Origin of the sequence: Streptomyces roseolus, from assembly GCF_014649855.1 — a bacterium.
GTDB lineage: Bacteria > Actinomycetota > Actinomycetes > Streptomycetales > Streptomycetaceae > Streptomyces > Streptomyces roseolus.
In genome coordinates this window covers 114,565-134,219 of record NZ_BMTV01000024.1, presented here as the reverse complement: position 1 = coordinate 134,219, position 19,655 = coordinate 114,565, and the positions used below count along the sequence as shown (strand labels likewise).

Here is a 19,655-nt window from a genome sequence, read left to right as displayed (position 1 = left end):
GTCAGTCCACCGACGCGTTCTTCGTGGCTTCCTTCACCGCGATCGACGCCACGCCGTACTTGTTGTAGATCTTGATGAGCGTGCCGTCGTCGATGAGGGCCTGGAGGGCCTTCTGGATCGCGTCCGTCAGCTCGGGCAGCTGCTTGCTGACCGCGATGCCGTTGGGCGAGGCGTTGTAGCCGCCCGGCGCGGCCGGGTCCTCGACCAGGTCGAAGGCCTTGCCGGCGTCGGCGGTCTTGGCGACCCAGCCGGCGGCGGGCTTGGTGAGGACCTGGGCGACGACCTTGCCGGAACGCAGGGCGAGCTGGGCGTCGGAGTCCTTGGGGAAGGTCTGGACGTCGATCGTCCCCTTGCCCGCCTTCGCGCAGGCGTCCTGATGGGACTTCAGCAGGTCGAGCTGGTTGGTGGCGGTCTGTACGGCGACCTTCCGCCCGCACAGGTCGTCCAGGTCGCCGATCTCGGAGGGATTGCCGTCGGCGACGAGGATGCCGGAGCCGGACTGGGAGTAGTCGACGAAGTCGACGACCTTCTGGCGCTCCTCGTTGTCGGTGATGGCGGACATCGCCACGTCGAACTTGCCCGCCTGGATGGCCGGGACGATGCCGTCGAACTTCTGCGGGGAGAAGGCGAAGGTCACCCCCAACTTGGCCCCGAGCGCCTGGCCGAGGTCGTAGTCCAGTCCCGTCAGCTCGGTCTCGCCCTCCTTCACGTACATCTCGAAGGGCGGGTACGGGACGTCCGTGGCGACGCGGACCTCGCCGGCGCTCTTGATCTTCCCGGGGAGCAGGTCGTGCAGCTTCTGGTCCTTCACGACCTCGACGCCGGCGACGACCGTCTTCCCGGACGGGGCGGCGGTGCCGTCGCCTCCACAGGCGGACAGGGACACGAGCATGATCGCCGCGAGAGCGGCGGCCGCTGCGGGGCGTGCGATACGAGCGTTCATCGCGTGGAACCTCTCGGTGATTTTCTGCCGACGGAATCTGGCCGCCAGACACAGCAGAGAAGTTACAGACGAACGCAATCACTGGCTAGATGTAAGTTCCATTACGTTCACGTAACGCCACGCTCACCTCTCACTTGAGGATGGTTTAGCCCACTATGCGGCTGCACTTCCGCGAGGAGCCCGGATACGAAGAAGCGAAATGGCCTTACATCTTCCTCTACAGTCGCGTTACTTGTATGTTCCGCTACCAACCGCCGCTTCTCAGGGTTCGGCGCGGATTCCCCCTCCCCCTCCTCCTCTCCAGGAGCGCAGATGCCCCTCCGTTCACCCAGGTTCACTTCGGCGGCCGTCGTCCTCACCGCGACGGCCTCGGTCCTGATCGCACATCAGCCGGCCCACGCCGCAGCCGACAGGATCAGGCTCGGCAGCGCGTCCGACGTCAGCAGGAGCGCGTGGAACGGCCCGGCGTTCACCATGAACGGCGCCGGCGGCATCGTCACCGCCTCGATGACCCGGGCCATCGACGACATCCGGGGCGGCACGGGAACGATCGACGTCGTCGTCCTGGCCGGCTCGGCGCCGACGTCGGGGAGCAAGAGCCCGGAGTGCGACACGGTCATCGGGATCGCCGGGGTCAACTCCTGTACGACCTGGACGCTCACGTCGGCGAACGACGGCAACAACAGCCAGGTCAACACCGACGTCCGCAACGCCGAGTTCGTGTACTTCGCCGGTGGCGACCAGTGCCGGTACGCCGCGTGGAAGGGGACCGCGCTGGAGGCGTCCGTCGAGTCGGTCGTGGCGAAGGGCGGTGGTTCCGGCGGCGGGAGCGCGGGGCACCACATCAACAGCCCGATCGTCTACGACGCGTGCAACGGCAGCGTCACCAGCGCCGAGGCGCTCGCCAACCCCTACGACCGGTACATCAGCTTCACCACCGGCATGTTCGAGTGGGCGCACTACGGTTCCGTCGTCAACGACTCGCACTTCGTGACCCGCGACCGCATGGGCCGCACCATGGCCTTCCTCGCCCGCGCGGTGAAGGACGGCCTCGCACCGGGCGGAGCCGCGTGGGGCGTCGGGGTGGAGGAGGGCGGCGGCTCGCTGTACCTCGACCGCGACGGAAGGGCGACGCAGTACGGCGAGGACGCCTACGTCGTCCTCGCCGACCACCAGCCGGAACAGGCCGCGGACAGGAAGCCGCTGACGTACTCGGGCTTCAAGATCTGGCGCCTGACACCCGGAGCGACCTTCGACTTCAAGAACCGCCCGACCTGCGGCTACTACCTCCGCGGCGTCACCAACGGCGTCGTCGACGCCAACCTCTACGACGGCACTCCCCTGACCGTCTGCGGCAGCCCGGGCGGCGGGGCCACGCTCGCCGAGAGCGAGCCGAACGACACCCGGGACACGGCCGACGACGCCACCGGCCTGGCCTCCCCCGGCACCCTGACCGGCGGCATGAGGTCGACCAGTGACCGCGACTACTTCAAGCTGGTCCTGTCGTCGGGCCAGACGGCCTCCGTGAACTGTGCCGTCCCCTCCGCCTACGACGCCGACGTGTACTGGCTCGACGCCGACGGCGGCACGCTGACCCGCTCCGTCGGCGACGGAGCCGGGACCGACGAGTCGCTCTCCTTCACCAGGACCGCCTCCGGCACGGGCACGTACTACCTCGACGTGGAGGCCTACAGCGGATCGGGCACCGCGTCGTACGGCTGCACCGTGAAGAAGAGCTGATCGGGCCTGTACGACGGGAGGCCGGGCCGCGTGCGGCCCGGCCTTCCGTTCGCCGTCGGACGTGACGTCCCGGACGACCCTCTGTCGGAGCCGGGCGCCTCACCGCGGCCGGGCGAGCCGCCATGGGGCGAGGAGGGACGCGATCTCCTCCTCGGGGACCAGCCCGTCGCGAGCCGCCGGCTCCCGGACCGGGACACCGGTCGTCCGGCACTCGCGGGCCAGGGCGGTGGCCCGCTGGTGGCCGACGACGGGGTTGAGGGCGTGGCGAGACCCGCGCTGCTCTCCACGAGTGCGAGAAGACGCTCCTCGTCGCCTCGCGCCGCCGACGCAGCGCTCGGCGAGGAGCACGCAGGCGGCGTTCAGCTGGAGCTGCCCCGACTGGGCGGCCGCACAGACGGCGGCGGCCGCCCCCCATGACGTCGAACCAGACCTGGTTGACCGCTTCGGGACGACGGGATTGCCCTTGCCCGGCATGATGCTCGACCCGGCCTGGAGCTCCGGCAGCCTGATCTCGCCGAGCCCGGCACGAGGGCCCGACGCCAGAAGCCTGAGGTCGTTGCAGATCGTCGAGCAGGTGGCCACCGACTTCGGAGTCCCCCGATGACGTGGTGGAAGCGGATGCGCCGGGCGGACATCGGCGACGGCTCCAAACCCGGAACCTCCAGCCAGGAGAGCGTGGAACTGCGGATCGCCCTCGTGGTCCGGATCGAGCGGACCCGCCACCGTCACCGGCAAGCCGCACTCGGCCGACCGGCCCCCGTCCGATTCGAGACCGTCGTGACCACACCGGCCCTCCGGGCCGCGTGGCTCAACCTGTCACCCGAAGTCGCGTCAGGCCCATCCGGCGTCGGCTTCTCCTCGAGGCCGCTCCTCCGCAACGGCCACCGGACGGCCGTCAGCGCCGTGTCGCGGCCCCGGTCGCGCTTCTCCGCCCCCGCGGCACTGCGGTCAGGCGGATCCGGACCGCGGGCCGGTGGCCGCGGCACGGGGCGGGCGGGCGGGCCGGGCTCTCCTGCCCCGCCCCTACCTCCGCGCGCGGGCCGCCACAGGGGAGGAAGGGGCCTGGTGGCCGCCGCTCGCGAGCATGCGGATGTCACCGCGCTCGCTGATCTCCGCGCGCACGATGCCCGTATCGTCCTCGTAGACCGGGCAGCCACCCGGGCCGGCGCGCTGCGTGCGGCGGACCACGACCACGTCGTCGGCCGCCGCCGGTTCCTGGAAGACGAGCTCGTAGCTCTCGGGGTATTCCATCGGTACCACCACCCTCTTCCATCGTGACCCGCGCGCCGGTCACGCGCCTCTTCGCCGAGGCGAGCGGGTCAGATGCCGAACTCTGCCGCCGAAAGGCCGAGCGCCGCACACGCCTCGCGGATGATCTGCTCCTCGGCGGGCTCGATGAAGCCGTCCGCACCCGCGACCACGATGCCGGTCTGGATGACAGCCCGCGCCTCGGCGGGCTTCTTCGCCACCTTGACGACCTCCTGGAGCACCGCCGCCTTGCCCATGACGAAACCGGCCGAAAGCTGGTCGACGTGCTTGTTGAAACGCTGGCGGAGCTGGTCGGCGGGGAAGTTCTGGAGGACGTCGTTGGTGAGGATGAGCGATTCGACGTGCCGGCGCTCGGCCGGATCGATCCGCCCGTCGGCGGCGGCCACCAGCGCGCACATGGCCATGCTGGCGTCCCGGAAAGCGCCGCTCTTCAGCTCCGTCTTCAGCGACGTGAGCTGCAGCTTCAGCGCGCTCACGAGCTCGGCCCTGGAACCGCCACCGGGCCGCGCGCCCGACGGCCCGTGACCGCCGGAGCCGCCGCCGCGCGCCCCTTGGGCCTGCTGGAGACCCCTGGTCGCCTGGTCCTTGATCCGATCCCACATCGCCACTCGTGCCACCCCGGCTTCTGCCATGTCGTCCGTCGTCAGGCACGCGTCATCACGCACCACTCTGCCAACGCCTTCCGCATGTGAGGAAGTTCCGCCGCCTCGACCGACATGGCACCCTCAGCACACGTGCCGCTCCGATGCGGGCGCGGGCTGGTGCGTGCGGACGTGGGCGAAGTCGGTGATCCTTTCCGGCTCGGGTGCCGGGGCCGTGAAGTCGCGGTCCAGAAGGTACGGGGTCCGCGCGTCGGTCGCGTGGGGATCGTGGTCCTGGGTCTTCGCCCGTGGGGTCAGCACACGCTCACCGGCCGTGTCGGCGGTGAAGGCCAGGCGGCGGGCCGCGTCCTCGGTCAGGGCGTCGACCGCGGTCCGGGCCGCGGCCACGGGGGACGGGCCGGCTGGGCACACCAGGCGCGCAGGGTCGCACCTCGATCTCCAGCCCTGCCCGGCACGAAGCGGTGAGGATCGACTCGACGGCATCCCCGGCGGCCCGCGTCCGATCGGCGAACGCCACGTTCAGCGGTTTCGAGGGCGAGCTCCCCGCGAAGAGGATCGTCGCCGCCTTCGGCACTTCATCTATGTCGTGCAGCTGCTTGTTCTCCGCCCGCGACCTGCACGGTTCCTCCTGTCCGTCCGCGCTCATGCCCGCCGCCCGGCCGGCGTGGACCTGGTATCGCATCCCCCGCCGACAGGCGCCCGCCCGCCGTGCTCCCGAGCACGACGCGTACGCACTGGAGCCGCTGAAGAAGGGAGTGGGGCCGCGAGTGAAAGGCGCGCGGCGGAGTCCGGGCCCGGGGCGTTTTCGAGGACGCGGCCGGGTTCTCGATGACGCCGCCGGTCGCCCGTGCCCGGGGCCGACGGGGGCGTGCCCCTGCCGTCCGCCTGCGAGGAACTCCGCTCCCTGGCTCCGCGGTCCTCCTCCGCACCGCGCAGGCCTCGGCTGTCACCGGAGCGCGTGCCGCCGCCCTCGCACCGCGGCTCCAGCTCGCCGAGGACGGCCTCGAATCCGAGATCATTTTGTTAGTGGGAAAAGCATTGACGGCAATAGTTGAGTGCTTGACGATCAGGGCGGTCGGCGAGTCTCTTCGCCGGCCGATTCCTTTCGTCCTTCGGCCGGCGCCCACGCCGTGAGCGGCACCAGCGCCGGCCGAAGGCTGCTCAAGAGCGGAAGAACGTATGTCTGCAGCAGTTGCGGCGCGGCGCGCCGTCGTCGGTGGCATGGCCGCCGTGTGTCTGACCCTCGGTGGCGGTACGGGGGCCTGGGCCCAAGGGACACCGGGCGGCGAGGGCTGGGAGGGCCGCGGTGCCCGCGCGTACACGGCCGAGGACGCGGTACCGGCCCAGGACCTGAGCGGTGACTGCGAGTTCTCCCTGGACGGTCGGGCGTGGGCCGCCGCCGTGAAGGTGGACGACCTGTCGCTGAAGCCGGGCGCCGACGGCAAGGTGCACCTCCAGGTCCGGGCCGCCGGTGACCGTGCCGGCTGCACCGTCTCCCTCGCCTCCTACCGCACCCACGGCGCCACCTGGAACACGTCCGGGCCGCAGGTCTTCCACGACTTCGACACCGTGTCGGTGAAGGGCACCGAGACCGGGTCCCTCGACATCGCCGTCCCCGACGCGGGCTGCTACGCCCAGGTCGACCTCTACCGCGGCAGCGTGAAGTACGACGGGGTGAAGGACGCCGGCGACGGCCTGGTCCACGGTGACCTGCCCGAGGGGCCGGGCCGGCCGGTCATCAAGGAGAAGAACATCAGCTGGTGGAACGGCGGCACCCGCGACTGCACCGCCGACACCGAGCCGACCCCCACCGCGACCACGTCCGCTCCCGCCGGGCAGGAGCCCACTCCGACGACCACGGCCCCCGCCGCGACCACCTCGGCTCCGGCGTCCCCGGACGCCTCCTCGGAACCGTCCGGTTCGGCGGCTCCGACCACGCCGGCGGCCTCGGCCACCGTGTCGGACGGCCCGGCCGCGTCCGAGGAGTCCTCCGAAGCCCCGTCGCCGTCTTCGTCTCCCACCACGGCCCCGGCCGGGTCCGAGGGCGACCTGGCCGAGACGGGCGGCGGAAACGTCACCGCGATCGCGGCCGCCGCCTCGGTCCTGCTGCTCGCCGGCGCCGGCCTGGTCGTCGTCCGCCGCCGCCGCCGCAGCGCCGACAACCGCGCCTGACCGCCGATCCGCAGCTCCGCAGCTCCGAAAGAACGCAGCATGCCCCATCGCCCCGACGAGGTTCCCGCCGTCGTCCCCTCCTCCGGAGACCTCGCCGGGGCGAGCCGGCCCGAGGCCGCCTCGAGGCGGCTCGACGGGTTCGGATCCCCTGCCGGACGGACGGCGCCCCGCGGTGTGCGCCGATCCCGCCCCCACGGCCGCCGCCGCTTCCGGCCCGGCCGGCGCCTGGCCGCGGCCGGTGTTCTGACCGCCCTCGGTGTGGGGGGTGCGCTGTACGTCACGGGGGGCGGTACGCCGCCGAGCACGGCCCAGCCGCAGGTCCGCCGCACGCTGCCGAGCATGAACGTGCCTGCGGCCTCCGCCTCCGCCCTTTCCTCCGTCTCCGTACCCGCCGCGACGGCGCCGACGGCCCCGAGTGCCACCGACCCGGCCCCCGGAGAACCGGGCCGGACACCGTACGGCGCGACTCCGTCCGCCGACGCTCCGAAGCCCGTGGGATCCGGCCGGCCTCCCGCCGTGTCCGCTGCCCCACCGGTCGTCCCTACCGAGGGAGCCGGCAACGGGCCCGTCGGAGCGGGTGGCCTGACGCCGAGTCCGTCCCGGGAAACGGCCGGTTCACCGGCGCCGGCCGAACCACGCACCCTCCGCACGGGCGACACCGGGCCCGACGTGACACGACTGCAACAGCTGCTCTTCGGCCAGGGATTCACCTACGTCACCACCACCGGAACCTACGACAAGGCGACCCGTCGTGGAGTCGCACAGCTTCAGAGCGACCGCGGACTGTCGGGAGATCCCGAAGGCGTGTACGGACCCGACACCCGCGCCTCGCTCGAAGGAGGAACCTGAACGCCGAACTCGTGCGGCCGCCGCCCCGGTCGGGAACACGCAGCCGCCCGGGGTGGCGGCGGCGCTCAGGAGCGGGCGGCGCAGGCGGGGCCACCCGATCCCACAGGCCGCCGGGACGGCTTTGTCCACGCATGGCGGTTCCGGCTCGACTTCCGTGAAGCGGTCACCGGGCATTGCGAGCCGGGAGGGGTGAACGCCTCGGCGGTCAAGGCTGGATTCGTCGCGAGCAGGCGATCGGCAGCAGCGGCCTGGATCCGCCGGGGCCGGCCCGCTTCGCGACCACGGCAGCGCCGTCGTCCCTCCTCGGCCTCCCGGAGCCGACGGTCGCCGCCCTCTCACTGGACGTGGTGAGCAGCGGGAGGCGAACCGGGGCGGGGTGCGGTCGACGGGGTCATCGCCGGCGCACGCTTCAAGGCGCACCGGGCGGTACACGCGGAGGTGCGCCATACCCGGTGGCCGATCTCGCCGGTCTGTCACAGAGGGGTGTTGTGGCCTCGGTCGAGATCCTCGAGGAACTGTCGCTGGTCGTCCAGGAATCCGTCCGCGAAGAGCGAGCGGGGCGAGAACAGCGCGGTGAGCGTGGTCTTGACGTCCGACCGCTCGACGGACTGTCTGAGGAACGAATGGGTCGCGTCCGGGTAGCGCTTGGCCGTCAATGTGTCGCCCGCGGCCAGCACCTCGCGGTAGACGCGCTCCGTTTCGGCGACGTCCACGTTGACGTCATGACCCGCGAGGGCCAGCAGCACCGGCACGTCGCGCAGGGCGCGGAGGTCCCGCGCGGCGTCCGCGGTGTAGTTCTCGGAGATGAAGCCCCAGCGGTCGGCGGTCATGCCGTCCGCGTCGCCGCCCATGGTCTTGAGGTACTCCTCGAAGGTGGCGTGGCGTTCCAGCAGCCGCCTGGTGGTGTCGCTCTTGGCGATCGCCGCGCGGGTACGGCTTGCCGACGCGCCGTCGGCGCGTAGCTCGGCGAGGAGGTGGTAGCGGCCCTGCCGGAGCCAGTTGATCGCGGGTGAGACGGCGACGACGAAGCTCACGGGCGTCTTGGCGGCGACCTTCGGCAGGACCCAGCCCGCCTGGCTGGCGCCCCAGAGCCCGATCCGGTCTCCGTCGATGTCCGGGCGGGCGCGCGCCCAGGCGACAGCGGCGGCGGTCTCGTCGGCCCGGTCGTCCATGGACTGGCCGAGCCAGTTCCCGGGCGCGCCCGCGACACCGGGCTTGTCCCAGGACAGGGAGGCGTAGCCGGCCTTGGCGTTCGCTTCCCACAGGGGCTTGTACCCGTCGCCATGGGTGGCGTCGACGGGGCCGTCGCCGTGGACGTACACGACCAGGCCGTGACGCTCGCGACCGTCCTTGGGGGTGACCAGCACTCCGTTGAGGGTGTGGCCGCCGTGACGGATCGACACCCGCTGCTCGTCCATGGCGTAGGAGTGCTGCCACAGCACCACACCGGCGAGGCCGGCGGCCACGACCAGGGTGGTGACGAGCGACCACACGGCCGTGCGAAGCCTGCGCCGTCGGGGCTGGATCTTCGGATGCATGGGATCTGACCGCCTCTGTCCGGGTGAGCGAACCCGAAACTATCAGAGCAGGAACGATCGTCGTAAGAGTGATAGCTTTGGATTTCGGGTCGCAGGGGAAGAGAGGGCACGGCATGGGACTGGACACGACGGACGGCGGTACCGGAGCGGTGACGGTCCGGCGGGGGCTTCCGGCCGGCGCCGAGCGGCGGGCGGCCGAGATGTACTGGGACGCCTTCGGCCGCAAACTCGGCCCCGCGTTGAACCCGCCGGACAAGGCGGTGCCCTTCATCGCCTCCCACCTGAACGCCGATCGGGCGGTGTGCGCGCTCCTCGACGGGCGGCTCGTCGGCCTCGCCGGCTACCGGCTCGGCGGCCGCGCCTTCACCGGAGGATCGGCCTCCGCCGTGCTGCGCGCGTACGGACGCCTGCGGGGGCTGCCCCGACTCCTGCTCCTCGCCCTGTTCGAACGCCACCCGGCCCCCGGACAGCTCGTCATGGACGGCATCGCCGTGGACCCGGGCACACGCGGGCGCGGCGTGGGGAGCCTGCTCCTCGAGGAAGTGGCCGCCGTCGCGGCGGAGCAGCACTGCCGGGAGATCAGACTGGACGTGATCGACACCAATCCGCGCGCCAGGGCCCTGTACGAGCGGCGCGGCTTCACCGCCGTACGGACCGAGCACACGCCGTATCTGCGCGGGCTGCTGGGGTTCGGCGCGGTGACCACCATGCGCCGCGCCGTCGGAACGAAAGGGGCGAGGGAGCTGTGAGCGCCGAGACCGACCACGTCGAGGTCCCCACCCGCATGCTCGTCCACGCGCTGATCCGCGAGGACGGCACCGTCGGTGCGGACGAGCTCTACACCGTCGCCAACACCCTCGGCATGAGCGACCAGCAGGTGCGACTGTGCGTCAAACGCCTCGTGGCGGAGGGCCGGTTCACCCACGAGGGCCGTGGCCGCAAGGCGGAGTTGCACGCGACCGCGGACACCATCCGCACCCTGGCTCCCAACGCGGACTTCCTCCGGCACGCGTTCACGCAGGACGCCGGGCTCGCGCCCTGGGACGGCGTCTGGCACGTGGCCGCCTTCGCGGTGCCCGAATCGGCGCGCGCGGCCCGGGACGCCCTGCGCGAGAAGCTCGTCCACCTCGGCGGCGCCCCGCTCCAGGGCGGACTGTACGTCTGCGCCAACGCCTGGGAACCGTACGTCGAAGAAGCGGCCCATCGCCTCGGCGCCCATGACGCACTCACCCTTCTCACCTCGACCGACCTGCGCCAGGGCGACACCCACGAGCCTGTCGAACTCGCCCGTCGCCTGTGGCCCCTGCGGGAGATCGCCGACCGCTACCACCGCCTCAGCCGTATCGCCCGGCCCCGCCTGACCCGGCTCGTCGGCCCTGCCGGACTTTCCCCGTCCGCGCTCCTCACCATCGCGGTCGAACTGGCCGCCGAACTCACCCGCGCCATGGAGCCCGACCCGCTGCTGCCCCCTCAGCTCCTGCCCCGGCCCTGGCCCGGCACCCAGGCCCGGGAACTCGTCGCCCGGTGCTGGGCGATCCTGCGCGAACGAGACGATGACGGGGCCCGCCCAGCCCTCTTCCGCCTCTACGCCGACATCACCCGAGAAGCCGCGGGCCGGGCCACGCGCTGAAGACGGTCGGGGCGGGCCCGCTTTTTCCCCGACCAGCAGGTGCTGTGCGCGGTGGCTCCTGTACGGACGGGCTCGGCGAAGTGGCGCCACAGGCGCGAGGTCGTAGCCGCGTCGCTCATGCATCCGGCGCGATTCTGTACCTACGAGTATGTACACTCTGCGCATGAGTACTGCGGAACGTCTCATCGAGAGCACTCGCGAACTGCTGTGGGAGCGCGGTTACGTCGGCACCAGCCCGAAGGCAATCCAGCAGCGGGCCGGTGCCGGGCAAGGAAGCATGTACCACCACTTCGCCGGAAAGCCGGATCTGGCACTCGCTGCGATCCGGCGCACCGCCGGGGAGATGCGCGCCAAGGCCGAGGAACAGTTCTCCGCGCCGGGAACCGCAGTGGACCGCGTCACCGCGTACCTGCACCGGGAACGGGACGTCCTCAAAGGCTGCCCGATAGGGCGTCTCACCCAGGACCCGGAGGTCATGGCCGATCCGGTGTTGCGGGCCCCTGTCGACGAGACCCTCGCCTGGCTGCGGGAACGCCTTGCCGCGTTGCTGGCCGAGGGGTGCGAGCGCGGCGAGCTGAACTCCGCACTGGACCCCCGCACGACCGCCGCGACCGTCGTCGCGGTTCTCCAGGGCGGCTACGTACTGGCCCGGGCCGCCGACTCGGTGCAGCCGTTCGACCAGGCGATCGCCGGGGTGCTGGGCCTCCTGGCCGCGCACGCTTCGGCCACCCCCGAGTAGAGAGAGCCTGCCGGCCCCTCGTGCCTCCCCCACACCGCGGCCCACCACCGTCGCACCACCCGGGTGGGACCACGGGACGGCACGGGGCGACGGGCTCGCCGCGCCCGGCGGCCTCGCGTTTCCGGATCGGCCGCGCTCACTTGGCGCCGGGTGCCCGTACTGCCGGGCACCGTCGTCCCCGTGACCCGGTCCTTCACGACACCGAGGGCGGCGTCGAGGCCGGACGCGACGCCCGTGTCACCGAGGCCGAGCACCTCACCGGCCCGCCTGCTCACCCCTCGCCCACGACAGAGAGGCGGCACCGTCCGTGTATGCCCTGCAGTACGAGATCACCCTGCCCCGCGACTACGACATGGAGATCATCCGCAAGCGGGTGGCCGCGGGCGGCCACCTCTTGGACGACCGGGCCGGACTGGGCCTGAAGGCGTACGTCATCCGCGAACGCGGCATCGACGGGTCGCCGGTCAACCAGTACGCCCCCTTCTACCTCTGGAACGACACCGGCGCCATGGCCCACTTCCTCGTCGGTGGCGGAGGGTTCCAGAACATCGTCCGGGACTTCGGCCTCCCCGTCGCCCGGCACTGGACCGGCCTCGCCTGCCACGCCGGTCCCGCCCGCGCAGCGCCTCCCAGGGCGGCCTCACGCCGCGTCACCTCCCTGCTTCCCGTCGCCGACCCCGACGGCACCGGCCTGGGCCTGTCCACGCTGATCGAGCGGGAGTCCGAACGTCTGCGGAGGCTCGGCACCCATGAGGGCGTGCACACCGCCGCCCTGGCCGTCGACCCCCACCATTGGGAGTTGCTGCGGTTCGTGGTGTGGGCGGACTCCTCCGCACCGGACGAGGAGGCGACCGAACGCTATCGAGTCCTGCACCTGTCGACCCCCGGCCTGGGCGACCTGCCGGAGCGACAAGGCCGGTAGCACGTGCGCGCCCGCGATCGACACCGCCGGCTGCGGCCGATCGCGGACCGGGACCGCGAACCGGGACCGCGGACCGGCCCGGCGTCGAGGGCCGGGGCGGGCCCCTGCTTCGCGCGGGGGCCTCAGGAGCAGGCCCCCGCGGGCGAGCGCCCGCCGCCAGTCGGCGGCCCCCGGGGCCACTGCCGTCCGGGCGGCGGAGAGGACGACGCGGGTGAGGGCTGCCCCCGGACGGCCACGTCCAGGGCCCCCGCTCCTACAAGCCGCTGACGGCCTGCACCTGAACGCGGCGGACCTGGCGGCCTGACGCCCCCGGGACGGCGTCCAGCCCTCCGTTTGTGATCACGGGGGTTCTCGACGGCGAGGCCGCTTCCCGAACCGCCACGCCATCGAATGACACGGCTCGGCCGGACGAGTGACGGCGGCGGCCGCGAACCGCTGCCGGAGGAATCGGTGTTCCAAGATCAGTGCCGCCGCCGTCTCCGGCGGTATCCGCTCTCCACCGCGTCTGTGCCGTGTGATCGGATCGACCACGGCTGTTCGAGGAGTCCCACCCCATGCGTTCACGCGTCATCGCCGTCACGGCCGCCGTGCTCGCGGCCACCGCGGCACTCGCGCAACCCGCCCACGCCGCCCCGCTCGTCGACGGGGTCTACCGGTTCGCGGCTCTCACGGACGGCACGTGTCTGGTCTGGCCCAAGACACACGCGAGTACCGGTGCGGTGTCGCTGGGCGACTGCGCGGAGACCGCGTCCACCTCGGCGAACTGGCAGGTGCTGCGCCGCCCCGACGGAATGATGGAGGTCTCCCCGTCGGGTTCGGACCCGCGCACCTGCCTGAAGGTGACGTCGCAGCACACCGTGTCGGTCAGCAGCTGCGGTGACAGGTACGCCGAGTGGACCGTCTCCTACGGCTCCGACGGGCCCGGCAGCGTGGTGTGGGCCGACATCGAGCACACGCCCGGCGACTTCTCCCTCTCGTACGGAAAGATCGTGGACGATCCCGGCGTGACCGGCCGGATCGTGGTGAGGCGGGCCCCCATCGAGCCGCACTACTGGGCATTGCAGCCGGCCGGATAGGAGCCGTCGGGCCGATCGCGGTCCCGGACCGCCCGGTGCCCCTTGCCGCCTCGTGCCGCGGGCGGCGCGTCGCAGTACGTCGGGGACGACGCGCAGCGGTCGGCGCCCTCGTGGAAGACCACGCACCGGAGACCTCGGTGAGGGGGCTGACGAAGGGCGGCGGCGACGGTTTGTCCGTCGCGGACGAGTCCGGTGTCCTGACCGTGCGGGGGCAGCCGACGTGTTCCCGCACGACGCGGGCCGGCCGGACGGGCCGCCCTCCGCGAGATCCTCGCGTCCCGCCCCGGCGCGAAGCGGCCGGCCGACCGGAGGCGGTACGGGCCTTCGAGGCACAGCCCGGCGTCGTGCTGCCGGAGCCGTACCGGACGTTCGCCGCGGAGGTCTGCGACGGCCAGCCCGGCGGCCCGCCCTCCTACGGCCCGCTGCCCCTCGCGCGCGTCCCCGGCGACTGAGGCGCGAAGCGCCCCGCCCGCCTCCTCGCCGGGCCCTCCCGCTCACGACGGCCCTCCAGTGGGAGGAACACGAGGAGCACGCGGCGTCGGCGGAGGAGCAGGAGGCGGCGCACGTCCACGGCTCCCTGTCGAACGAAATGCCATCCGAGCGGAGCAATGTTCGAGTGCGTCGAGTGGCGGTCGGTCACGGAAACCGATGGGATCGCGCGTGACGGCACACGCCTCACGTCTTCCGCCTGGCGGGGGTGTGCCGGTGTGTCCCCGATCAGGGCTCGCGCCCTGTGCCGCCCGGTGCACAGTCCCGTGCCCGGCCTTTCGTCGAACGGACGGAGACGTCGATGCCGATCTGCAAGACCCGTGACGGGGTGGAGATCTTCTACAAGGACTGGGGCAGTGGCCGTCCGGTCGTGTTCATCCACGGCTGGCCGCTGAACGGCGACGCGTGGCAGGACCAGCTGAAGGCCGTCGCGGACGCCGGGTTCCGGGGCATCGCGCACGACCGCCGCGGGCACGGCCGGTCGACGCCGGTCTTCGACGGCTACGACTTCGACACCTTCGCCGACGACCTGAACGACCTGCTGACCGGGCTGGACCTGCGGGACGTCACCCTGGTCGCGCACTCCATGGGCGGCGGGGAGCTCGCCCGGTACATCGGCCGGCACGGCACCTCGCGCGTGAAGTCGGCGGTCCTGCTCTCGGCGATCCCGCCCCTGATGATCCAGGGGCCGGACAACCCCGAAGGCGTACCCGGGTCGGTCTTCGACTCGATCAAGGAGGGGATCCTCAAGGAGCGTTCGCAGTTCTGGAAGGACACCGCGGAGGGGTTCTTCTCGGCGAACCGGCCGGGCAACAAGGTCACGCAGGGCAACAAGGACGCCTTCTGGTACATGGCGATGGCGCAGACCATCGAGGGCGGTGTGGACTGCGTCGACGCGTTCGGCTACACCGACTTCCACGAGGACCTCGAGAAGTTCGACATCCCGCTGCTGGTCGTGCACGGCGACGACGACCAGGTCGTGCCCATCGACGCGACCGGCCGCAAGACGGCCGAGCTCGTCCCCGGCGCCGTGCTGAAGGTGTACGAGGGCGGTTCGCACGGCATCGCGATGGTGCCCGGCGACAAGGAGCGCTTCAACGAGGACCTGATCGAGTTCCTCAAGTCCTGACGCAACCCGTGCCGCCGGCCGCTCGCCCCGTGCCGACGGCCGGTGGCCGGCGAGGAGCCGCCCCCTCAAGGCATCCCCGCTCGGCGTGTACGTCCCCAGGGGATCGGCACCGTCGGCCTCCTGTGCCGGTTCGGTGCCGGCTTCGTCCTGGCCCTCGCCGCGAAACCGCAGGTCCCAGCCCTGACCGAATGATTCGTCGTACCACTCGACGGTGGTGCCGATGAGGCTCGCGGCGACGACGCGCTTGATGGATCCGGGGGCGCGGGGGCGGGCCTTGCGGCGGCCTGTTCACCACTTCCGGGCAAGCGAGGGGATGTCCTCGTATCGCCACACCGTGGAAACCCGCTGATGACGCGCGCAGGTGGCTGCGCACCGTGGCTCGACGGGCGAGGGCGCGGGCGGCCACCGCGCCGGCCCCGGCGCACGGCCCCCGGAGGAGCCCTCACGGGCCCGCGAGAAGGGGCCGGATCCGCACGGCGCGTCCCACGTCGAGGTGGCGTTCGAGCCGCGCGGCGGCTCGGCCGGGCCACCCGTCTCGCTCCGCCCGGTGCCGGGCGATCGCCCACCGCGGCCCCCTTGCATGTTCTATGCCATACCCCATAAGTTACCGGCAGGTAGCCAAGTGGCCCGCTCGACGGCCGGCCTGCCGAGGGGGAGGTGGTGACGGATGAGTCCGCGCGAGGGTGGCAGTCGTGAGCGGATGGTCCTCAGTGCCGCCACCCTGCTGCGCGAGTACGGGGCGAGCGCGACCAGCGTGGACCGGGTGCTCGCACACAGCGGGGCTCCCCGGGGCTCGGTGTACCACCACTTCCCTGGTGGGCGGGCGCAGCTCATCGACGAGGCGGTCGCGTCGGCGGGGGACTTCATCGCGGGTCTGATCGATGCCGCGATGCGTGCGGACGATCCGGTGGAGGCCGTCGACGCCTTCTTCGCGCTGTGGCGCGACCGGCTGGTCGAGAGCGGTTTCAGGGCCGGCTGCCCGATCGTGGCGGTGGCCGTCGAGACGAACGACGACGCTCCGCAACTCGCCCGCTCGGCCGCCGCCGTCTTCGCCCGCTGGCAGGAAGCGCTCGCGGCGCTCCTCCTACGGCACGGCCTGCCCGAGGAACGCAGCCGACGGCTCGGCGCCTTCATCATCGCCGCGGTCGAAGGCGCGGTGATCCTGTGCCGGGCCGAGCAGAGCACCGCCCCGATCGAGGCCACCGCCGCCGAGATCCACGACCTGCTCCTCCACGCCCTGCGGAACCGCCCCGGCGCCGGATCCGGGCCCCGGCCCCGGGCGTAGTCCGCGGTCCTCCCCGAACCACGTCCTCGGTCCGCGTCCAGGACCCACGTCCTCGACCCGCGTCATCTCAGCCCGAAGGAGTCGCCATGCCCTCGCTCGACCGTCACGACAACGTCTTCGTCCTCGACCTCGGAGACGGAGAGAACCGCTTCCACCCCGACTGGATCACCGCCGTCGGCGCCGCGCTGGACGAGGTGGAGAAGGCGGAGGGGCCCCACGCCCTGGTCACCGCCGCCACGGGCAAGTTCTACTCCAACGGGCTCGACCTGGAGTGGTTGTTCGCCCACGCCGACCAGCACCAGGACTACGTCGTCTCCGTCCACGGGCTGTTCGCGCGGATGCTGTCGCTCCCCGTCGTCACGGTGGCCGCCCTGCAGGGGCACGCCTTCGCCGCCGGCGCCATGTTCTCCCTCGCCCACGACTTCCGCGTGATGCGCGCCGACCGCGGCTACTGGTGCCTGCCCGAAGCGGACATCAACATCCCCTTCACCCCCGGCATGGCCGCTCTCATCCAGTCCCGCCTGGCGCCGCAGACCGCCCACGAGGCCATGCTCACCGCCCGCCGCTACGGCGGCGCCGACGCCGCGGCCGCCGGCGTCGTCGACCGGGCCGTCAGCGAGGACGCCGTGCGCTCCACCGCGATCGAGATCGCCCAGGCCCAGGTGAACAAGGCCGGCGACACCCTGGGCACCATCAAGGCCCGGATGTACGGCCCCGCTCTGGCCACCCTGCGCGACACCGGCAATCCGCTCGGCTGACCGGCACCTCACCGGCCGCACCACCGCCCCGCCCCCGGGAGTCCTGCCGGGGGCGGGCCGTCCCCGCCGTCGACCACCGTCCCCGCCCTCCCCTCGGGCACCCGCTCCGCCGCGGTGCTGTGGGCGCTCGCGCAGCGGATCGCCGAGGAGCACCCGGCCGCCATGCGCCGCGCCGGGCACCGAAACGCCGACTCCCTGTTCGACGCGATGCCGGCGGGCCGGTCCGCGATCACGTTCACCGAGGACGAGTACACCGACACTCGGGGTTACGTCTTCCGTCCCGGCCACCGCGTCCCGTTGCCGCTCCCCGAACTCCTCGGCCTCCTCGCCGACCCGGACTCCACCCCGGCCGTCCGCACCACCGAGGACTTCCCGGTCGTCCCGGCCGCCGGCCGGTGCCGGGCCCTCACCGCGAACACCGTCTTCCGCGACGACACCTGGCGCAAGCGCGACCCTCAGGGCGCGCTGCGCGTCAGCCCCCACGGCGCCGAACGGTCCGGCCTGTCCGACGGCGCCCCCGCCCGGATCGCCACCGCACGCGGCACCGCTCGGGCGGCCGTCGAGATCGACGACCGCCCGCAACCAGGCCACGCGGCCCTGCCCGACGGTTTCGGCCTCGCCCTGCCCACCGAGGACGGCCGCACCGAACGCACCGGCGTCGCCCTGCTCTCGTCAGCCGTCAGCCGTCAGCCGTCAGCCGTCAGCCAGGGTCCGCGCGCCTCCGCACCAGCAACCAGGCGAGCTGCACGGTCCGGCGGCCGATGGTGACCCCGTCGGCCGGGGGCCCTGCCCTCACGTGTGGCGTCGTGTCCACCAGAGCCGCGCACGAAGGCTCTGCGCCGAGCGGCTCGACGGTGCGCATCCGCGCTGCGAGGACGAGCACACCCCGGCGCGGCGGTTCAGATCGGCCTACCGCGATTCAGTGGACGAGCGTCCGACGCTCGACGGCAGGGGTACGAGAACGTCCGCGTGTTCAGTTCAGATTCACTGAACCTACTGCACCGTCTCAGCCCCTCGACACCAAAACGTTCCTCACGCTTGACACGGATCCGGCCACCGGTGCCTCATGGTGGACACCCCCGACGCGTAGGCCTGCGGCTCGGCCATCGGACTCTGACAACGTTGTCCAACGACGGAGTCCCGCACGACGGGGCCTGTCCCCACCCCTGATTTCCCTGAGGAGAGGCATGACCCAGTCACCGCGCAGGACGTGGCTCACCGCCGCCGGCAGCGCCCTCGCCGGCGTCGCCGGGCTGCTGCTGCCCGTCTTCGGCACCGCCGGAGCCGCCCAGGCCGCCGACAGCGGCATCCACGTCAGCAACGGCCGCTTGTACGAGGCCAACGGCAGCGAGTTCGTGATGCGCGGGGTGAACCACGCGCACACCTGGTACCCGAGCGAGACGGGCGCCATCGCCGACATCGCCGCCACCGGCGCCAACACCGTCCGCGTCGTCCTCTCCAGCGGCGACCGCTGGACGAAGACGAGCACGTCCCAAGTGACGTCGATCATCGACGACTGCAAGACGAACAAGGTCATCTGCGTCCTGGAGGTGCACGACACCACCGGGTACGGCGAGGACGGCGCCGCCGCTTCCCTCGACCGGGCCGCCGACTACTGGGTGGAGGTCAAGAGCGCCCTCCAGGGCCAGGAGGACTACGTCGTCGTCAACATCGGCAACGAGCCCTACGGCAACAGCGGTTACACCGCCTGGACCGGTGCCACCAAGAACGCCATCGTGAAACTCCGCAACGCCGGCATCGAGAACGCCCTCATGGTCGACGCCCCCAACTGGGGGCAGGACTGGTCGCACACCATGCGCGACAACGCCGCCTCGGTCTTCGCCGCCGACCCGCGCCGCAACACCGTCTTCTCCATCCACATGTACGGCGTGTACGACACCGCCGCCGAGGTCCAGGGCTACCTGAACCACTTCCTGAACAACGGACTGCCCATCGTCGTCGGCGAGTTCGGCGACAACCACAGCGACGGCAACCCCGACGAGAACGCCATCATGGCCACCGCCCGCTCGCTCCGCGTCGGCTACCTCGGCTGGTCCTGGAGCGGCAACGGCGGCGGCGTCGAGTACCTCGACATGGTCAACGGCTTCGACGCCGGCTCCCTGACCACCTGGGGCAACCGCTTCCTCAACGGCCCCGACGGCATCTCCACCACCTCGGTCCGCGCCACGATCTTCGGAGGCGGCGGCACCGGAGGCGGCGGCAACACCGGCGGCACGGCTCCGAACGGCTACCCGTACTGCGTGAACGGCAGCTCCTCCGACCCCGACGGCGACGGCTGGGGCTGGGAGAACAGCCGCTCCTGCGTCGTCCGCGGCAGCGCCGCCGACACCGGCTCCGGCGGCGGCAACACCGGCGGCACCGCCCCCAACGGCTACCCGTACTGCGTGAACGGCAGCTCCTCCGACCCCGACGGCGACGGCTGGGGCTGGGAGAACAGCCGCTCCTGCGTCGTCCGCGGCAGCGCCGCCGACCGCTGAGCAACCGGGGTGCCCT

Annotated in this window: 20 protein-coding genes; 14 read left to right on the top strand and 6 right to left on the bottom strand. The window is 72.1% G+C overall.

Features of this window, described 5'->3' with window-relative positions:
* Position 1 precedes the first annotated feature (1 nt).
* Positions 2-943, bottom strand: a complete 942-nt coding sequence (locus tag IE245_RS26685) for an ABC transporter substrate-binding protein (protein ID WP_189951967.1) — start codon at positions 941-943, stop codon at positions 2-4.
* 312 nt (positions 944-1,255) lie between these two features.
* On the opposite strand from IE245_RS26685, the gene IE245_RS26680 reads away from it, so the two are divergent.
* Positions 1,256-2,683 carry a hypothetical protein gene (locus IE245_RS26680; RefSeq protein WP_229851531.1) on the top strand — a complete coding sequence of 476 codons (1,428 nt, stop codon included), beginning with the start codon at positions 1,256-1,258 and terminating at the stop codon, positions 2,681-2,683.
* 99 nt (positions 2,684-2,782) lie between these two features.
* Here the strand turns inward: IE245_RS26680 and IE245_RS26675 are convergent, their stop codons facing one another.
* The 4 genes from IE245_RS26675 to IE245_RS26660 form a co-directional block, all read right to left on the bottom strand.
* A complete protein-coding gene (locus tag IE245_RS26675; protein ID WP_189951965.1) occupies positions 2,783-3,265 on the bottom strand; it encodes a lyase family protein in 483 nt (160 codons plus the stop codon).
* Positions 3,266-3,706: 441 nt separating this feature from the next.
* The gene (locus IE245_RS26670) at positions 3,707-3,934 is read right to left on the bottom strand and encodes a DUF6296 family protein (protein WP_189951963.1); all 228 of its coding nucleotides are present in this window, start codon (positions 3,932-3,934) and stop codon (positions 3,707-3,709) included.
* Between the two features lie 68 nt (positions 3,935-4,002).
* Positions 4,003-4,560 (bottom strand): tellurite resistance TerB family protein, encoded by a 558-nt coding sequence (locus IE245_RS26665; protein WP_189952016.1) that lies wholly within the window; start codon positions 4,558-4,560, stop codon positions 4,003-4,005.
* A gap of 117 nt (positions 4,561-4,677) precedes the next feature.
* Positions 4,678-4,941, bottom strand: coding sequence for a hypothetical protein (locus IE245_RS26660; protein ID WP_189951961.1), 264 nt, complete (start codon positions 4,939-4,941; stop codon positions 4,678-4,680).
* Positions 4,942-5,733: 792 nt separating this feature from the next.
* Here IE245_RS26660 and IE245_RS26655 point away from each other — a divergent pair.
* The gene (locus tag IE245_RS26655) at positions 5,734-6,726 is read left to right on the top strand and encodes an LAVTG motif-containing sortase-dependent surface protein (protein ID WP_189951959.1); all 993 of its coding nucleotides are present in this window, start codon (positions 5,734-5,736) and stop codon (positions 6,724-6,726) included.
* A gap of 669 nt (positions 6,727-7,395) precedes the next feature.
* Positions 7,396-7,575: a peptidoglycan-binding protein gene (locus tag IE245_RS37250; protein WP_229851540.1), complete on the top strand. Its 180-nt coding sequence runs from the start codon at positions 7,396-7,398 to the stop codon at positions 7,573-7,575.
* Between the two features lie 473 nt (positions 7,576-8,048).
* Here IE245_RS37250 and IE245_RS26640 read toward each other — a convergent pair whose 3' ends face one another.
* Entirely contained in the window at positions 8,049-9,113 is a 1,065-nt protein-coding gene (locus IE245_RS26640) for an alpha/beta hydrolase family protein (protein WP_189951954.1), read from the bottom strand.
* 113 nt (positions 9,114-9,226) lie between these two features.
* Between IE245_RS26640 and IE245_RS26635 the strand changes: the two genes are divergently transcribed.
* From IE245_RS26635 to IE245_RS26585, 11 genes are all read left to right on the top strand, one after another.
* Positions 9,227-9,862, top strand: a complete 636-nt coding sequence (locus tag IE245_RS26635) for a GNAT family N-acetyltransferase (RefSeq protein ID WP_189951952.1) — start codon at positions 9,227-9,229, stop codon at positions 9,860-9,862.
* A gap of 35 nt (positions 9,863-9,897) precedes the next feature.
* Entirely contained in the window at positions 9,898-10,743 is an 846-nt protein-coding gene (locus tag IE245_RS26630; RefSeq protein ID WP_189952014.1) for a PaaX family transcriptional regulator C-terminal domain-containing protein, read from the top strand.
* A 163-nt stretch (positions 10,744-10,906) separates the two neighbouring features.
* Complete coding sequence (locus IE245_RS26625; protein ID WP_189951951.1) at positions 10,907-11,482, top strand: TetR/AcrR family transcriptional regulator; 576 nt, start codon at positions 10,907-10,909, stop codon at positions 11,480-11,482.
* A 307-nt stretch (positions 11,483-11,789) separates the two neighbouring features.
* The gene (locus tag IE245_RS26620) at positions 11,790-12,404 is read left to right on the top strand and encodes a DUF4865 family protein (protein WP_189951948.1); all 615 of its coding nucleotides are present in this window, start codon (positions 11,790-11,792) and stop codon (positions 12,402-12,404) included.
* Between the two features lie 554 nt (positions 12,405-12,958).
* Entirely contained in the window at positions 12,959-13,480 is a 522-nt protein-coding gene (locus IE245_RS26615) for a hypothetical protein (protein WP_189951947.1), read from the top strand.
* Between the two features lie 110 nt (positions 13,481-13,590).
* Positions 13,591-13,932: an SMI1/KNR4 family protein gene (locus IE245_RS26610; RefSeq protein ID WP_189951945.1), complete on the top strand. Its 342-nt coding sequence runs from the start codon at positions 13,591-13,593 to the stop codon at positions 13,930-13,932.
* A 338-nt stretch (positions 13,933-14,270) separates the two neighbouring features.
* Positions 14,271-15,098, top strand: coding sequence for an alpha/beta fold hydrolase (locus IE245_RS26605; RefSeq protein ID WP_189951943.1), 828 nt, complete (start codon positions 14,271-14,273; stop codon positions 15,096-15,098).
* A gap of 667 nt (positions 15,099-15,765) precedes the next feature.
* Positions 15,766-16,383, top strand: a complete 618-nt coding sequence (locus IE245_RS26600) for a TetR/AcrR family transcriptional regulator (protein WP_229851529.1) — start codon at positions 15,766-15,768, stop codon at positions 16,381-16,383.
* 86 nt (positions 16,384-16,469) lie between these two features.
* On the top strand, positions 16,470-17,141 hold the full coding sequence (locus tag IE245_RS26595; RefSeq protein WP_189951941.1) for an enoyl-CoA hydratase-related protein: 672 nt from the start codon (positions 16,470-16,472) through the stop codon (positions 17,139-17,141).
* A 114-nt stretch (positions 17,142-17,255) separates the two neighbouring features.
* Positions 17,256-17,909, top strand: a complete 654-nt coding sequence (locus tag IE245_RS26590) for a molybdopterin dinucleotide binding domain-containing protein (RefSeq protein ID WP_229851528.1) — start codon at positions 17,256-17,258, stop codon at positions 17,907-17,909.
* A gap of 419 nt (positions 17,910-18,328) precedes the next feature.
* A complete protein-coding gene (locus IE245_RS26585; protein ID WP_189951939.1) occupies positions 18,329-19,639 on the top strand; it encodes a cellulase family glycosylhydrolase in 1,311 nt (436 codons plus the stop codon).
* The last annotated feature ends 16 nt before the right edge of the window (positions 19,640-19,655 follow it).

Bases quoted from the DNA above. Each gene is read 5' to 3' on its own strand.
- IE245_RS26615 (WP_189951947.1), top strand. From the start codon at position 12,959: ATGCGTTCACGCGTCATCGCCGTCACGGCCGCCGTGCTCGCGGCCACC.
- IE245_RS26655 (WP_189951959.1), top strand. From the start codon at position 5,734: ATGTCTGCAGCAGTTGCGGCGCGGCGCGCCGTCGTCGGTGGCATGGCC.
- IE245_RS26585 (WP_189951939.1), top strand. From the start codon at position 18,329: ATGACCCAGTCACCGCGCAGGACGTGGCTCACCGCCGCCGGCAGCGCC.
- IE245_RS26635 (WP_189951952.1), top strand. From the start codon at position 9,227: ATGGGACTGGACACGACGGACGGCGGTACCGGAGCGGTGACGGTCCGG.
- IE245_RS26605 (WP_189951943.1), top strand. From the start codon at position 14,271: ATGCCGATCTGCAAGACCCGTGACGGGGTGGAGATCTTCTACAAGGAC.
- IE245_RS26600 (WP_229851529.1), top strand. From the start codon at position 15,766: ATGAGTCCGCGCGAGGGTGGCAGTCGTGAGCGGATGGTCCTCAGTGCC.
- IE245_RS26640 (WP_189951954.1), bottom strand. From the start codon at position 9,113: ATGCATCCGAAGATCCAGCCCCGACGGCGCAGGCTTCGCACGGCCGTG.
- IE245_RS26680 (WP_229851531.1), top strand. From the start codon at position 1,256: ATGCCCCTCCGTTCACCCAGGTTCACTTCGGCGGCCGTCGTCCTCACC.
- IE245_RS26625 (WP_189951951.1), top strand. From the start codon at position 10,907: ATGAGTACTGCGGAACGTCTCATCGAGAGCACTCGCGAACTGCTGTGG.
- IE245_RS26595 (WP_189951941.1), top strand. From the start codon at position 16,470: ATGCCCTCGCTCGACCGTCACGACAACGTCTTCGTCCTCGACCTCGGA.
- IE245_RS26670 (WP_189951963.1), bottom strand. From the start codon at position 3,934: ATGGAATACCCCGAGAGCTACGAGCTCGTCTTCCAGGAACCGGCGGCG.
- IE245_RS26630 (WP_189952014.1), top strand. From the start codon at position 9,898: ATGCTCGTCCACGCGCTGATCCGCGAGGACGGCACCGTCGGTGCGGAC.
- IE245_RS26685 (WP_189951967.1), bottom strand. From the start codon at position 943: ATGAACGCTCGTATCGCACGCCCCGCAGCGGCCGCCGCTCTCGCGGCG.